General features: G+C 62.7%; 20 protein-coding genes. 10 read left to right on the top strand and 10 right to left on the bottom strand.

Going from position 1 to position 12,927, the window contains the following annotated elements; translation table 11 throughout:
- Positions 1 to 149: 149 nt before the first annotated feature.
- From BGP00_RS16685 to BGP00_RS16700, 4 genes are read right to left on the bottom strand one after another with little or no spacing between them, the layout of a single operon-like run.
- Entirely contained in the window at positions 150 to 779 is a 630-nt protein-coding gene (locus BGP00_RS16685; RefSeq protein WP_292694372.1) for a MarC family protein, read from the bottom strand.
- Between the two features lie 41 nt (positions 780 to 820).
- The gene (locus tag BGP00_RS16690) at positions 821 to 1,474 is read right to left on the bottom strand and encodes a hypothetical protein (RefSeq protein ID WP_292924048.1); all 654 of its coding nucleotides are present in this window, start codon (positions 1,472 to 1,474) and stop codon (positions 821 to 823) included.
- 41 nt (positions 1,475 to 1,515) lie between these two features.
- Positions 1,516 to 2,430: a bifunctional methylenetetrahydrofolate dehydrogenase/methenyltetrahydrofolate cyclohydrolase FolD gene (gene folD, locus BGP00_RS16695; RefSeq protein ID WP_292694374.1), complete on the bottom strand. Its 915-nt coding sequence runs from the start codon at positions 2,428 to 2,430 to the stop codon at positions 1,516 to 1,518.
- Positions 2,427 to 2,720, bottom strand: a complete 294-nt coding sequence (locus BGP00_RS16700) for a YggT family protein (protein WP_168605935.1) — start codon at positions 2,718 to 2,720, stop codon at positions 2,427 to 2,429. The genes folD and BGP00_RS16700 overlap by 4 nt, the downstream gene beginning before the upstream one ends.
- A 200-nt stretch (positions 2,721 to 2,920) precedes the next feature.
- Between BGP00_RS16700 and BGP00_RS16705 the strand changes: the two genes are divergently transcribed.
- Positions 2,921 to 3,793 (top strand): energy transducer TonB, encoded by an 873-nt coding sequence (locus BGP00_RS16705; RefSeq protein ID WP_292694376.1) that lies wholly within the window; start codon positions 2,921 to 2,923, stop codon positions 3,791 to 3,793.
- A 3-nt stretch (positions 3,794 to 3,796) separates the two neighbouring features.
- Here BGP00_RS16705 and argB read toward each other — a convergent pair whose 3' ends face one another.
- From argB to BGP00_RS16735, 6 genes are all read right to left on the bottom strand, one after another.
- Positions 3,797 to 4,708 carry an acetylglutamate kinase gene (gene argB, locus BGP00_RS16710; RefSeq protein WP_292694377.1) on the bottom strand — a complete coding sequence of 304 codons (912 nt, stop codon included), beginning with the start codon at positions 4,706 to 4,708 and terminating at the stop codon, positions 3,797 to 3,799.
- A 42-nt stretch (positions 4,709 to 4,750) separates the two neighbouring features.
- Positions 4,751 to 5,419 (bottom strand): queuosine precursor transporter, encoded by a 669-nt coding sequence (locus BGP00_RS16715; RefSeq protein WP_292694436.1) that lies wholly within the window; start codon positions 5,417 to 5,419, stop codon positions 4,751 to 4,753.
- Positions 5,420 to 5,721: 302 nt separating this feature from the next.
- Complete coding sequence (gene gmk / locus BGP00_RS16720) at positions 5,722 to 6,402, bottom strand: guanylate kinase (RefSeq protein WP_292694378.1); 681 nt, start codon at positions 6,400 to 6,402, stop codon at positions 5,722 to 5,724.
- Positions 6,403 to 6,445: 43 nt separating this feature from the next.
- Positions 6,446 to 6,709 (bottom strand): hypothetical protein, encoded by a 264-nt coding sequence (locus BGP00_RS16725; RefSeq protein ID WP_168605930.1) that lies wholly within the window; start codon positions 6,707 to 6,709, stop codon positions 6,446 to 6,448.
- 6 nt (positions 6,710 to 6,715) lie between these two features.
- On the bottom strand, positions 6,716 to 7,213 hold the full coding sequence (locus BGP00_RS16730; RefSeq protein ID WP_292694381.1) for a ClpXP protease specificity-enhancing factor SspB: 498 nt from the start codon (positions 7,211 to 7,213) through the stop codon (positions 6,716 to 6,718).
- A gap of 31 nt (positions 7,214 to 7,244) precedes the next feature.
- Positions 7,245 to 7,487: a hypothetical protein gene (locus tag BGP00_RS16735; protein WP_292694382.1), complete on the bottom strand. Its 243-nt coding sequence runs from the start codon at positions 7,485 to 7,487 to the stop codon at positions 7,245 to 7,247.
- Positions 7,488 to 7,560: 73 nt separating this feature from the next.
- On the opposite strand from BGP00_RS16735, the gene hisB reads away from it, so the two are divergent.
- The 9 genes from hisB to tolQ all read left to right on the top strand — a co-directional run bounded on the left by hisB (position 7,561) and on the right by tolQ (position 12,927).
- Positions 7,561 to 8,169 carry an imidazoleglycerol-phosphate dehydratase HisB gene (gene hisB / locus BGP00_RS16740; RefSeq protein WP_273617183.1) on the top strand — a complete coding sequence of 203 codons (609 nt, stop codon included), beginning with the start codon at positions 7,561 to 7,563 and terminating at the stop codon, positions 8,167 to 8,169.
- Entirely contained in the window at positions 8,162 to 8,782 is a 621-nt protein-coding gene (gene hisH, locus BGP00_RS16745) for an imidazole glycerol phosphate synthase subunit HisH (protein ID WP_292694384.1), read from the top strand. The genes hisB and hisH overlap by 8 nt, the downstream gene beginning before the upstream one ends.
- Before the next feature lies 1 nt (position 8,783).
- Positions 8,784 to 9,512, top strand: coding sequence for a 1-(5-phosphoribosyl)-5-[(5-phosphoribosylamino)methylideneamino]imidazole-4-carboxamide isomerase (gene hisA / locus BGP00_RS16750; protein WP_292694387.1), 729 nt, complete (start codon positions 8,784 to 8,786; stop codon positions 9,510 to 9,512).
- 244 nt (positions 9,513 to 9,756) lie between these two features.
- Positions 9,757 to 10,521: an imidazole glycerol phosphate synthase subunit HisF gene (hisF, locus tag BGP00_RS16755; protein ID WP_168605925.1), complete on the top strand. Its 765-nt coding sequence runs from the start codon at positions 9,757 to 9,759 to the stop codon at positions 10,519 to 10,521.
- A gap of 131 nt (positions 10,522 to 10,652) precedes the next feature.
- The gene (locus BGP00_RS16760) at positions 10,653 to 10,850 is read left to right on the top strand and encodes a hypothetical protein (protein WP_292694389.1); all 198 of its coding nucleotides are present in this window, start codon (positions 10,653 to 10,655) and stop codon (positions 10,848 to 10,850) included.
- Positions 10,851 to 10,902: 52 nt separating this feature from the next.
- Complete coding sequence (locus tag BGP00_RS16765; protein WP_292694392.1) at positions 10,903 to 11,241, top strand: phosphoribosyl-ATP diphosphatase; 339 nt, start codon at positions 10,903 to 10,905, stop codon at positions 11,239 to 11,241.
- Between the two features lie 3 nt (positions 11,242 to 11,244).
- Entirely contained in the window at positions 11,245 to 11,622 is a 378-nt protein-coding gene (locus tag BGP00_RS16770; protein WP_292694395.1) for a histidine triad nucleotide-binding protein, read from the top strand.
- A 64-nt stretch (positions 11,623 to 11,686) separates the two neighbouring features.
- On the top strand, positions 11,687 to 12,223 hold the full coding sequence (locus BGP00_RS16775) for a YbgC/FadM family acyl-CoA thioesterase (protein ID WP_292694397.1): 537 nt from the start codon (positions 11,687 to 11,689) through the stop codon (positions 12,221 to 12,223).
- On the top strand, positions 12,220 to 12,927 hold the full coding sequence (gene tolQ, locus BGP00_RS16780) for a protein TolQ (RefSeq protein ID WP_292694399.1): 708 nt from the start codon (positions 12,220 to 12,222) through the stop codon (positions 12,925 to 12,927). The genes BGP00_RS16775 and tolQ overlap by 4 nt, the downstream gene beginning before the upstream one ends.

Genomic DNA, 12,927 nt, shown 5'->3' on the forward strand with positions numbered 1-12,927 from the left:
GCGAGGGCCTGAGCACCGGCGACACCGCCCATGGCGTCATCACCGCCGGCCTCGTCATGGGCATCATCCACGACATCCCAACTTGCGAGCAGCTCATCCAGCGCATCGTCAGCGAGGCGGAAACAATCATCAAAGACAGGCTGGCCCGCTTAGTGGCCCAATAGCACTCCGCGCACCCCGTCGATCACATATTGCACCGCCAGCGCGCCCAGCAGCACGCCCAGCACACGGGTAATCACGGCTTCCACCCGACTGCCCAGCAGGCGCATGATCGGCCCCGCCGCCAGCAACGCCAGCGCCGTCAGCAGCAGCACGCAGATCAGCGCGGCCAGCACCACGGCGGCCCCGGTGCGATCATTGGCATGGCCCATCATCAGCATCACCGTGGCAATCGAGCCCGGCCCGGCAATCATCGGCATGGCCATCGGAAAGACGCTGATGTCCTCATGCGGTTCCGGGGTGTGGAGCACCTTTTCCACACGTTCCTCGCGGCGCTGGGTGCGCTTTTCAAACACCATTTCCAGTGCGATCAGGAACAGCATCACGCCGCCCGCAATGCGGAAAGCATTCAGCTCGATCGCCAGCGCCGCCAGCAAACCCTTGCCGAACAAGGCAAAGATGATGAGAATCGTGCTGGCGATGATGCTGGCGCGGATGGCGGTGCTGCGCGCGGCCTGGGGCGTATAGCTGGCCGTCAGCCCGCCATAGATCGGCGCGCAGCCGACCGGATCGATCACCACGAAAAGCGTGGCGAAGGTGGAGATGAAAAGTTCAAGCATCCCGCTGCCTTACCCCAGCGTGAGGTTCAGCGAAAGGGGGCCTATTTCGAGGCGCGGCGCAGCACTTCGCTCATTTTGCCCGCGATTTTCACGCTGACCACATAGTCGCGCGTGCCGTCGGGGCGGGCCGAGGTGGACCATTCGAGCGAATGGTCGCTGCTTTGGCCCGAGAGATGATCGCCATCGGCAGGCGGCGTGAATTCTAGCGCCTTTTGCCCGCGCGGGCCGCATTCGGCCACCTTCGCCTCGGCCCATTCGGGTTCGGCCAGAGGCTTGTCGGTGACGCCGCCCTGGTCCAGCACGAAGAGATACTGGCCCTTTTTCTGCCGCTGCCACACGGTCGAGAACCAGCCGTGGGCCGCGTCCGCCTGCCATCCGCCATAGGAAATGGCCGTAGCCCCGTCGCAGCTCATCCAGACATTGTGGACCTGCCATTGCAGCGGTTGGGCCGGATTGGCGCGGTGGCGGACGAAATCCTGAACGCGCACCACCTTGTCGCCGTCGAACATTTGCGCGTCCGGCGCGGCATGGTCGCGGAACGCCTGCCATTGCCCCTTGTCGCGCACGGCGCGGGCAAAGCCGATTTCGCGCGCGATAATGTCGCTGGGCAGGGCGAACATCGTGGCCATGCCCCTGGCCGGGCGCTGGGCCATGGCCGCGCCGGGCACGACCGAGGCGATCAACAGCGCAGCCAAAGCCCGCCTTCCAAACAACGCAAGAAAGGCGGGCTTTTTCATCAGATCGAATGCTCCGGCAGGTCGGCAGTGGCCAGCGTCAGACCTTCATGCGCATAGGCGGCCACCAGCGCATTGCGCAGCAGCACCGCGATCGTCATGGGGCCAACGCCGCCCGGCACCGGGGTGATGGCGCCCGCCACCTGAACCGCGCCTTGATAATCGACATCGCCCACGATCCGGCCCTTGGTCTTGCCCTCGGCAGGGGGCAGACGATTGATGCCCACGTCGATCACGGTCGCGCCCGGCTTGATCCAGTCGCCCTTGACCATTTCGGGCACGCCCACGGCGGCCACGACAATGTCGCTGCGCCGCACGACTTCGGCCAGATCCTTGGTGTGGCGATGCGCGATGGTGACGGTGCAATTGGCCGAAAGCAGCAGCTGCGCCATGGGCTTGCCCACAATGTTGCTGCGCCCGATGACCACGGCGTTGAGTCCCTTGAGATCGCCCAGACGGTCTTCGAGCAGCATCAGACAGCCCAGCGGCGTGCAAGGCACATAGCCGGCCTGACCCACGGCCAGACGGCCCGCATTGGTGACGTGGAAACCATCGACATCCTTGTCCGGGTCGATGGTGGCGATCACCTTCTGCTCGTCCATATGGCGGGGCAGGGGAAGCTGAACCAGAATGCCGTCAACCGCCGGATCGGCGTTGAGCTGGGCCACCACGGCCAGCAGTTCTTCCTCGCTGGCATCGGCGGGCAGCTTGTGTTCAAAGCTGTTCATGCCCGCCGCCACGGTCTGCTTGCCCTTGGAGGACACATAGACCTGGCTGGCCGGATCCTCGCCCACCAGCACCACGGCCAGGCCCGCCTTGCGACCGGCCTTGGCTTCGAATTCACCGGCCAGCACGCCGATACGCGCGCGCAGCCTTTCTGCAAATTCCTTCCCGTCGATAATTTTGTTCTCGCTCATCCGTAATGATTCCCAATGTAAACCAGCAAGATGATGACGATGCGAATCAGCACCAGCAGCGCCATCGGCGAAAGGTCGATAAAGCCGGTGTGAGGCATGAACCGGCGGATCGGCCTCAAAAGCGGCTCCAGAATCGCGTTGAGCGCCTGCCAGATGCCGGAAACCAGCGGATTATGCAGGTTTACGACGTTGAAGCTGATCAGCAGCCCGAGAACAACCTGCACCAACACCGCCGTTGACACGATGTCGGCCAACAGCAGAAGAATGGGGATAATCACTTCGTTAATCACGGGGCGCTTCCTCTCCCAATGGCAGAGCGTGTGGCCTAGCCGAGGCAGACCACGCGCGCAACCGGAGCGCTGAGGAAGGATTGTAAGTGTTGCTTACAAATTTGGCAAGGGGCCTTATGGACTTGCCCGCCTTGTTTTGCGCACTGCTGCCCGTTAGCCTGATCGGCGACAAGTGTGGTGATGGTCGATGAGGGGTTTTGATGAGGGCGATCGTTCTGGTGTGCTTGGCCGTGCTGATGGGCCGCCCGGTATTGGCGGCGCAAAACGCGCCGACAAAAACCATAGAATTACAGCGCAATGGCCAATGGGTGCTGGACGCGGACAAGCAATATTGTGCGATAGGCGCCAGATTTGGTGAAGGCGATCAGGCGATTACGTTGCAGATGTACCGCTATTCGCTTGGCGATGAGCTGGAAGTTCGCCTGATCAGCAACCGTTTCCATCTTAATCACTTGAAAAACACAATTTCTATCGGTTTTGGTCAAGGGCTGGATAAAGCCGACGCTCTGGGAGGTAGCGCGGATGGTGTCCCGATGATGGTGGCGCCAAATCTGCGCCTCGTGCCTGCGGTTGCTGCGCGCGGCAAGGTGATCCAGGATGTGCCGCCTGTGACGCCCGAGCAGGAAGAGGCCGTTACCTCGATCCTATTTTCCGCGCCCACGGGGCCATGGTTCCGATTGGCCACCGGCTCTCTCAAATATCCCATGTTGGCCTTGCGCTCATGCACCGTGGGGTTGGTCAACAGTTGGGGCTATGATTCCAAGGAGCAAGCCGCGCTGAAAACCGCAGCCACGCCAACGGTCAGCCCGGAAAGGTGGATTACCTTCCTTGATGCTCCGTTTCGGTTGTTGGCCAAGGATTCCCCAGTGGGGTCGGTTTTGTTCCGTCTGGATGTGACCAGTGAGGGCAAGGTCGCGGACTGCACCATTCTGACGGCGATTGCCGACGAGCGTTTGCGCAAGGCCACATGCGATGTGCTGAGCCGGCGCGCCACGTTTTATCCGGCCCGCAACGCCGCAGGCGAACCGGTTCGCTCGTTCTACATCAATCGCGTGAATTGGACAAACGCCTGAGGCTTAAGCCTTGCGGATCAGCGTACCTGCGCCCTTGCTGGTGAAGAATTCCAGCAACATGGCGTGGGGAACGCGGCCATCCAGTACGACGGCCGCTTCGCATCCGGCCTCGACCGCATGGGTGCAGGTGGCCAGCTTGGGAATCATCCCGCCGCTGATCGTGCCGTCCTGCGCCAGAGCCTCGATATCGGCGGGCGTCAGATCGGTCAGCAGGTTCTTGTCCTTGTCCAGCACGCCCGGCACATCGGTCAGCAGGAACAGGCGGGCCGCGCCGATCGCGGCGGCAATCGCGCCCGCCATCGTGTCGGCGTTGATATTATAGGTTTCGCCGTCATGGCCCACCGCGATGGGGGCGATGACCGGGATCAGGCCCGCGCTCGACAGGGTTTCCAGAATCGAGGTGTCGATATGATCAGGCTCGCCCACATAGCCGAGGTCCACCACGATGGCCTCGCCGCTGTCGGGGTCCTCGATCGCCTTGCCCAGCTTTTGCGCCTCGACCTTGCGGGCGGTGACCAGCGCGCCGTCCTTGCCGGAAATGCCGACGGCCTTGCCGCCCGCTTTGCTGATCCAGCTCACCAGTTCCTTGTTGATCGCGCCGGAAAGCACCATTTCGGCAACCTCGGCGGTGGCCTTGTCGGTTACGCGCAAACCATTGACGAATTGCGATTCGATGCCGAGCGCCTTGAGCATCCGTCCGATCTGCGGACCGCCGCCATGGACCACCACAGGGTTGATGCCCACGGCCTTCAAAAGCACGATATCCTCGGCAAAATCCTGCGCCAGCGCGGGATCGCCCATCGCATGGCCGCCGTATTTTACGACAAAGGTTCGCCCTTCGTAACGCTTGAGATAGGGCAGGGCCTCAATCAGCGTTTCGGCTTTGGCGAGCAGGGTTGTGGTGGATTCGTTCATGGGGCGCCGTTTACCGCGCTTTTGGCGGAATAGAAGTGTTTTTTACGCGGGCTTTTCGCGATCCAGCCAGCGACCAAGCGCCACAAACAGATAGATCAGTGGCGGGACCATGATCGTGGAGAGCACCAGCTTGGAAATGATCTGCCCCTTCATCAGCGGGCCGAGGTCGAGCACGCCGTAAAAGCTGATAGTGATGAAGATCAGCGTATCAACCACCTGGCTGAGCAGGCTGGCCAGCCAGGCGCGGACCCAGAGCAGCCGCCCCTCGCGCCCGGCGGCAAGGCGGGAAAAGACATAGACATTAAGCGTCTGCGAGGTGCCATAGGAGCAAAGCCCGGCAAACTGCATCCGCGCGCCCTGACCCAACAGATGGGCAAAGGCGGGCTGATCAGGCCAGAAAGGCGCAGGAGGTACGGCGTGGATGACGATCATCAGCAGCGCCATCGACACGATCAAGGGCACAAAACCAAAGCGAACCAGCCGGTTGGCCGTCGCCGTTCCATGCAACTCCGCCGTCGCGCTGCCCAGCACGACAAGGATCAGGAAGGCGAAAATTCCGCTCTCCACCGCCAGATTGCCAAGGATCGGCCATGTGCCAAGATCGGCAATCTTGGTTCCCAAAACCCCCGCCAGAACGCACAGGCCGCCGTAAAGCAGCGAGCCGGCAAAGAGGGAAAGCGGGATGTTGGGGGCGGTTTTGGGCTGATTCATCATGGGGGTGTAGCGGGACGGTTTTTGGGGCGCAAGGGAGGTTAGGGGGCCTCCGGCGGGCAAAGGGACTCGTCCCTTTGCAATCCCGATACTGTCGGCGTTGCGCTATGGCGGAGACGAAAGGTGTCGGACGTGATGTTTGAATTTTAAAGCCTGCGGCGCCGATCAGCGCAAAGCGCCACAGGCTTTCAAACCACCGATTGTGACGCGCGGCTAACCGGCCCAGCCCCACCCCATAACGGGATTGCAAAGGGACGAGTCCCTTTGCCCGCCGGAGGCACACTGCTTAACCCCGCAAACCCTCACCCATGCTTGGTGCGCAACAACCCGCGCACAAACGGGATCAACCCCGTCTGACGCTTGCGGCGCAGACGCTCGGCGGCCAGAATCAGCTTCACCTGCTCATAGCACTCGTCCAGATCCTCGTTCACCACGACATAGTCATAGGCGTCCCAGTGGCTGATTTCGGCGCGGGCGCGGTCCATGCGGGCGTTGATGACTTCGGCGCTGTCGGTGCCGCGGCCGGACAGGCGGCGGTGCAGTTCCTCAATGCTGGGCGGCAGGAGGAAGACGCGGACCACGTCCTGCGCGTCCTTTTGATAGAGCTGCTGCGTGCCCTGCCAGTCGATGTCGAAGAGGAAGTCCTTGCCGTGTTTCAGCCCGGCGCGGATATGGGCCTTGGGCGTGCCGTAGCAATTGCCGAAAACCTCGGCCCATTCATAGAATTCGTCATTTTCGGCCATGCTGTCGAATTCTTGCTGGCTGACGAAGAAGTAATCCACGCCATCGACCTCGCCGGGGCGGGGCGTGCGGGTGGTGGCCGAAACAGAGGGGTTGATCGCATGATCTTCGCCCAGCAGGCGGCGGGCAATGGTGGTCTTGCCGGTGCCCGAGGGGCTGGACAGGATAAACATCAGCCCGCGACGGTGCAGGTCGGGGTGGTGGTGGTCGGTGTGGTGCAGATCGTGCGAGTCAGGAGCCATGGCGTCCGATGCCGCAACATCGCCGCGCGATCAAGAGGGCTGTTTATTCGCCCCCTTCGTCCTCGCCCTTTTTGCGTTCCTGCTTGCGGTCGTGCAGGTGTTTGGCCAGCAGCACGCCGCCCACCAGAATGGCGCCCGGCACCGACCGCGTGGCCAGTTTCGTCAGCGCGAAACCGGCGATCTTGCGGGGCAGCGAGATGCGCTGCTGACCATCCGCCTTGTCCTGTACGATGATCGTATCCACGGCCTTCCTGACCAGCGACTGGCCGTTCCGGCGGATCAGGCTGGAGAGTTTGGGCGCGCTCATGCCGATCTACTTCTTGCGGCCGAAATCCACCGTGACGACATTCGAGCCGTCCTCGCTGGTTGCAATGGGGACGTCGGAGCCGGGCGAATCGTTTTCGGCCTGATCGTGGAGTTCGGGTTCCAGATCCTCGACCGTGGCCTGAAACTGGAGGCCGAAATCGACCGCCGGATCGACAAAGGCGGTGATCGCGCCAAAGGGAATCACCAGAATGGCGGGCACCTGATTGAAGGTCAGTCCGACCGAGAAATGATCCTCGCCCACGTTCAGATCCCAGAACTTGTTCTGGAGCACGATGGTCATTTCATCGGGGAATCGGGTTTTGAGATGGGCGGGAATGTCGACGCCCGGCGCCTGGGTCTTGAAGGTGATGTAGAAATGGTGATTGCCCGGCAGAGAACCGCCCGTGCTGGCCACCTGGCCGAGCACGCGGCCCACCACGGCGCGCAGCGCTTCCTGCACGATTTCATCATAGGGGATCAGGCTGTCGGGCGTATCGTCGGTCATGGCTCTCAAGTGGCGTGTAGCGTGCTTGCGGTCAAGTGGTTGTGTTCGCATCTTGCGGCATGGCGATGGGGCGGCGGCGTGAGCGGATCAGCGTTGCCATCGCGCAGATCGCGCCGGCCAAGGCAAAACCCACGCCTAGCCCGAGCATGAACGGATGCGGCACAAAAGCGGGATGGATCAAGGTGGTAAGGTAAGTGAGCGTCAGAAAAACCATGCCAAGCCACTGTTCGGCCGGATAGTTCAGAGGGCGCAGCTTGAAGGGACGCAGGCGCATGACGGTGACTTTCCTTGGCCAATCGCGGCTGACTCACTCTTGCCACACAGACGATCGGGCGTATAGGGGCACCATGCGCACCGCCCGTATCGCCCGCAAGACGCACGAGACCGATATTCTCGTGGAAGTGAACCTCGATGGATCGGGGAAGTATGATGTCTCAACCGGCATCGGCTTTCTTGACCATATGGTGGAGCAATTGTCGCGCCACTCGCTGATCGACATGACCGTCCGGATCAAGGGCGACCTGCATGTCGACCAGCATCACACGGTCGAGGATTGCGGCATCGCCATCGGACAGGCCGTTTCGGCAGCCCTTGGCGACAAGGCCGGGATCGGCCGCTATGGTCAGGTCTATTCGCCCATGGATGAGGCGCTGGCCCGCGTCGCGCTCGATATTTCGGGCCGCCCGTGGCTGGTGTGGAAGGCTGCTTTCACCGTCCACAAGCTGGGCGAGATGGACACTGAACTGTTCGAGCACTGGTTCCATTCCTTTGCTCAGGCCGCCGGCATTACGCTGCACATCGAAGTGCTCTATGGCCAGAACAACCACCATATCATCGAAGGCATCTACAAGGGCCTTGCCCGCGCGCTGCGCACGGCGGTCGAGCTGGATCCGCGCAAGGGCGGGGCGGTGCCTTCGACCAAGGGGCTGCTTGGGGATGGAACTCTGAATGGCTGAAGTATTGGCCCTGATCGACTATGGTGCGGGCAACCTGCATTCGGTGGCCAATGCGCTGAAGGCCGCCGGGGCCGAAGCGGTGAAGATCACCGCCGACCCCGATGTGGTGCGCGCGGCCGACCGGATCGTGCTGCCGGGTGTCGGCTCGTTCAAGGCCTGTGCGCAAGGGCTGCGCGCGATCCCCGGCCTTGTCGCCGCGATGGAGGAGCGCGTGCTGGTGGGCGAGGCGCCTTTCCTCGGCATTTGCGTGGGTATGCAATTGCTGGCCACGCGCGGCGTCGAACATGGCATTACCGAGGGGCTGGGCTGGATTCCGGGCGAAGTGCGCCTGATGGAGCGTGCCGATCCCACCATCAAGATCCCGCATATGGGATGGAATGATGTGGGCGTTCAACCCCACGCCCCGCTGATCGAGCCGGGCGAGGCCTATTTCCTGCACTCCTATGAATTTGTCGCCGAGGATGGCCATCATATCGTGGCCATGACCGACCATGGCGGGGGCGTGACCGCCGCCGTGGGGCGCGACAATATCCTTGGCGTGCAATTTCACCCTGAGAAGAGCCAGTCCTATGGGCTGGACCTGCTCTCCCGCTTTCTGACATGGAATCCGTAAGATGATCGTTTTTCCCGCCATCGACCTCAAGGGTGGTCAGGTCGTCCGTCTGGCCGAGGGCGATATGGACCGCGCCACGGTCTATGGCGACAACCCGGCCGCGCAGGCGCAGATCTTTGCCGATGCGGGCAGCCAGTTCCTGCATGTGGTCGATCTGGACGGTTCGTTTGCGGGCCGGGCGGAAAACCGCGAGGCGGTTGAGGCGATCCTGCAGAGCTTTGAAGGCCATGTGCAATTGGGCGGCGGCATCCGCACGCGCGAATCGGTCGAAGGCTGGTTCAGCCTTGGCGTGTCGCGCGTAGTGATGGGCACGGCGGCGCTCAAGGACCCCGAATTCGTCAAGGACATGGCCAAGGAATTTCCGGGCGGCATCGTCGTGGCCGTGGACGCGCGCGACGGTTTCGTGGCGACGCAGGGCTGGGCCGATGTGTCGGATGTGGCCGTGGTCGATCTGGCCCGCCGGTTCGAGGATGCGGGCGTGGCCTCGCTGCTGTTTACCGACATTGGCCGGGATGGCTTGCTGAAGGGCGCCAATATCGAGGCGACCGTCGATCTGGCGCGCCGGGTGAATATTCCTGTGATTGCGTCCGGCGGGGTCAAGGGGCTGGATGATATCCGGTTGCTCGCGCTCCATGCCGAGGATGGGATTGAGGGTGTGATTACGGGTCGGGCTTTGTTCGAGGGCAAGCTCGATCTGGCCGCGGCGATTGCGATGGCGAATAAGGAGTAAGGGATAGATGCGAGGGTCTAGACCCTCGCGCTCCCTTTACTGTCTGCGTGGCGCTTGTGGTTCGGCCTTTGGTGTCGGACGCGCCGTTTGAATTGTAAGGTCTGCGGTGCTTTTGGCGCTCCTTTGCCGCGCCGCAGGCTATAATACCAGCTCCGCCGCATGGCCTTCCGTCTGCGATGGAGCGCCACCCATTAACGGGATTGCAAAGGGATCGAATCCCTTTGCCCGCCGGAGGCATAAGAAAATGACCGTTCGTATCCGCGTAATTCCCTGCCTCGATGTCCGCGATGGCCGCGTGGTGAAGGGCGTGAACTTTGTCGATCTGATCGATGCGGGAGACCCGGTGGAACAGGCGCGGGCCTATGACGCGGCGGGTGCGGATGAATTGTGCTTCCTCGACATTTCGGCCAGCCATGAGGGGCGCGGAACGCTGCTCGACGTGGTGCGTCGCACGGCGGAGGTTTGCTTTATGCCGCTGACCGTGGGCGGGGGTGTGCGCAGCGCCGAGGATGCCCGCGCGCTCCTGCTGGCGGGCGCGGACAAGGTGGCGGTCAACAGCGCCGCCGTCAGCCGTCCTGAGGTCGTGCGCGACATCGCGGAGAAATTTGGCAGCCAGTGCATTGTCGCCTCGGTCGATGCGCGCCGCGTGGCGCCGGGTAAATGGGAGATCTTCACCCATGGCGGGCGCAAGGCCACCGGCATTGACGCGATCGAACATGCGGTGCGCCTGACCGAACTGGGCGCGGGCGAATTGCTGGTAACCAGCATGGATGGCGACGGCACGCAGGCGGGTTATGATCTGGAGCTGACCCGCAAAATTGCCGACAGTGTCGGAATTCCTGTCATCGCCAGCGGCGGCGTGGGCAATCTCGACCATCTGGTGGACGGCGTGACCAAGGGCCATGCCAGCGCAGTTCTGGCGGCCAGCATTTTCCATTTCGGCAAATATTCGATCGCCCAGGCCCATGGCGCTCTGCGCGCGGCGGGCCTGCCCGCGCGGGGCGGCTAAGGATTAACGCATAGTGTCGGAATTTTTATCAATCGGCGTATATGGTTAATTACTTAATCTAATAATTTCATAGTCATAACGGAATGGCACGCATCATGCATTAACTATTCCCGTCAATCGGAGGGTATTTCATGCGTCTGTTTCTGAATATCGCGGCCTGCCTGCTGATCGGCGCGATGTTGCTGCAACCGATGCTGGCATCGCATGGGCTGTCGGGCCTCACCTCGTCGAATATGGCGATGGCGGCGCTGGGGCTGGCCGGGCTGATGCTGGGCTATCGCGGCAGCAGCCGCCCGCGCCAGAGCGAGGCCCAACCGGCAACCGCCTGAAACCGCACATCCGGGCTTGACGGCGCGGCGCGCCCGCCCCATCGCAGGCGCCATGAACGACACCGTCCATCCCCTGGCCACGCTGGCCCGGCTTGAAGCCACCATCGCCCAGCGCGCCGCCGCCGACCCGTCCTCCTCCTATGTGGCCAAGCTGAACGCGCGCGGCGTGCCCAAGATCGCCCAGAAAGTGGGCGAGGAGGCCGTCGAGGCGGTGATCGCGGCGATGGCCGATGATCGCGCGGGGCTGATCGGGGAATCGGCGGATCTGGTTTTCCACCTGCTGGTGCTGCTCAACGCCAAGGGCATCGCCCTGTCCGACATCACCGACGAACTCGACCGCCGCGAAGGCGTGAGCGGGATTGTCGAAAAAGCCAGCCGCAAAGGGGAGTAATCCATGCCCATCGACCCCACGCTCGCCTATGACCACAGCAATATCTTTGCCCGCATCCTGCGCGGGGAGATTCCGGCCAAGAAGGTCTATGAGGACGATTTCGCGCTGGCGTTCCATGACATCGCGCCTCAGGCGCCGGTGCATGTGCTGGTGATCCCCAAGGGCGCCTATGTGTCGTGGGACGATTTTTCGGCCAAGGCTCCGGCGGAGGAAATCGCCGGCTTCATCCGCGCCGTCGGCCATGTCGCGCGTGAACAGGGGCTGGTGGCGCCGGGCTATCGGCTGCTCGCCAATGTGGGCATGGATGGCGGACAGGAAGTGCCGCATCTGCACGTCCACCTGTTCGGCGGCAAACCGCTTGGCCGTATGATCGCCCAGTAACCGCGTTTATTCGTCAGGGCGGGTTGCTCTTTGCGCCAAGGGCGGGCTAGTTTGCGCGACAATTATGAACGCCCTGCCTCTCCCTCCCTCCGGCTGCTTCGCCACGGACGATGATGGCCCGCTGCATCTCTATGCGGTGCGGGCCTATTTCGAGGATACGGACCTGTCGGGCGTGGTCTATCATGCCAATTACCTGCGCTGGTTTGAACGCGCGCGTTCCGACATGCTGCGCCTGCTGAACGTGGATCAGCGTGCCGCGCAGGAGGCGGGCGAGGGCGCCTTTGCGGTGGCCGACATGGCGATCCGTTTTGCCGCGCCCGCGCGCCTTGACGATGATGTGCTGATCGAAACGCGGATCGAGGAATTGGGCGCGGCCAGCATCCGGCTGGTTCAAGCCGCGTTCAGGCGGGCCGGTGTTGAGAAAGGCGCCGTTCAGAAAGGCGCGCTGCTGGCGCAGGCAACCGTGCGGGTGGGCTTTGTCGCCCCCGATGGACGCCCCCGCCGCCAGCCCGCCCCATGGCGGTCCATCTTTGCCCAGTTTCTGGCCGGACATGCTCCGGCATCGCTTGATTTACGCCCCAACCAACCGGGAACCCCATGACCGACCTCGACCTGCTTGCTGCCGCTGCCGGCTCTACCCATCTCGATCCCGTCAAGCTGTTTCTGGACGCCGATATTGTCGTGCGGGTGGTGATGGGCGGTCTGGTTCTGGCCAGCGTTTGGGTGTGGACAATTCTGCTGTCCTTCGGCTTTCGCATGGCATCGCTGCGCCGCCAGTCGGAGGCCTATGAGGGCGAATTCTGGAAATCGCGCGACATCGACGCCTTTCAGGCCGAGCGTGGCGGTGGCAAGAATGCCGATCTGCCGGTGGCCAAGGTGGTCAGCGCGGCTCTGGCCGAATGGCGCCGCTCGGCCACGGGCAAGATCGACCGCTCGGGCGCGCGCCAGCGCCTCGCCTCGGTGATGGACAGTGTGGTGGCGGCTGAGGCTGAATCTTTGGCTGACCGGCTGAATTTCCTCGCCACGGTCGGTTCTGTCGCGCCCTTTGTCGGCCTGTTCGGCACGGTCTGGGGCATCATGAACAGCTTTTTCCAGATCGGTCAGCAGCAGAATTCCTCGCTCTCGGTCGTCGCACCCGGCATTTCCGAGGCCCTGTTCGCCACCGCCATCGGCCTGTTCGCGGCCATTCCGGCGGTGATCGGCTACAACCGCTATTCGCATGTCGTGAACAGCTTTGAATCGCGCCTCCAGCGCTTTGCCGACCGTTTCCATGCGAGCCTGTCTCGCGAGCTGGACGGGCTTTGA

Origin of the sequence: Novosphingobium sp. 63-713 (assembly GCF_001898925.1) — a bacterium.
Classification (GTDB): domain Bacteria; phylum Pseudomonadota; class Alphaproteobacteria; order Sphingomonadales; family Sphingomonadaceae; genus Novosphingobium.

Coding starts and splice junctions, on each gene's coding strand:
- BGP00_RS16715 (WP_292694436.1), bottom strand. CDS start 5,419: ATGAATCAGCCCAAAACCGCCCCCAACATCCCGCTTTCCCTCTTTGCC.
- BGP00_RS16760 (WP_292694389.1), top strand. CDS start 10,653: ATGCGTCTGTTTCTGAATATCGCGGCCTGCCTGCTGATCGGCGCGATG.
- BGP00_RS16685 (WP_292694372.1), bottom strand. CDS start 779: ATGCTTGAACTTTTCATCTCCACCTTCGCCACGCTTTTCGTGGTGATC.
- BGP00_RS16770 (WP_292694395.1), top strand. CDS start 11,245: ATGCCCATCGACCCCACGCTCGCCTATGACCACAGCAATATCTTTGCC.
- hisF (WP_168605925.1), top strand. CDS start 9,757: ATGACCGTTCGTATCCGCGTAATTCCCTGCCTCGATGTCCGCGATGGC.
- hisH (WP_292694384.1), top strand. CDS start 8,162: ATGGCTGAAGTATTGGCCCTGATCGACTATGGTGCGGGCAACCTGCAT.
- hisA (WP_292694387.1), top strand. CDS start 8,784: ATGATCGTTTTTCCCGCCATCGACCTCAAGGGTGGTCAGGTCGTCCGT.
- BGP00_RS16730 (WP_292694381.1), bottom strand. CDS start 7,213: ATGACCGACGATACGCCCGACAGCCTGATCCCCTATGATGAAATCGTG.
- gmk (WP_292694378.1), bottom strand. CDS start 6,402: ATGGCTCCTGACTCGCACGATCTGCACCACACCGACCACCACCACCCC.
- BGP00_RS16725 (WP_168605930.1), bottom strand. CDS start 6,709: ATGAGCGCGCCCAAACTCTCCAGCCTGATCCGCCGGAACGGCCAGTCG.
- BGP00_RS16765 (WP_292694392.1), top strand. CDS start 10,903: ATGAACGACACCGTCCATCCCCTGGCCACGCTGGCCCGGCTTGAAGCC.
- BGP00_RS16775 (WP_292694397.1), top strand. CDS start 11,687: ATGAACGCCCTGCCTCTCCCTCCCTCCGGCTGCTTCGCCACGGACGAT.
- hisB (WP_273617183.1), top strand. CDS start 7,561: ATGCGCACCGCCCGTATCGCCCGCAAGACGCACGAGACCGATATTCTC.
- tolQ (WP_292694399.1), top strand. CDS start 12,220: ATGACCGACCTCGACCTGCTTGCTGCCGCTGCCGGCTCTACCCATCTC.
- folD (WP_292694374.1), bottom strand. CDS start 2,430: ATGAGCGAGAACAAAATTATCGACGGGAAGGAATTTGCAGAAAGGCTG.
- BGP00_RS16735 (WP_292694382.1), bottom strand. CDS start 7,487: ATGCGCCTGCGTCCCTTCAAGCTGCGCCCTCTGAACTATCCGGCCGAA.
- BGP00_RS16705 (WP_292694376.1), top strand. CDS start 2,921: ATGAGGGCGATCGTTCTGGTGTGCTTGGCCGTGCTGATGGGCCGCCCG.
- argB (WP_292694377.1), bottom strand. CDS start 4,708: ATGAACGAATCCACCACAACCCTGCTCGCCAAAGCCGAAACGCTGATT.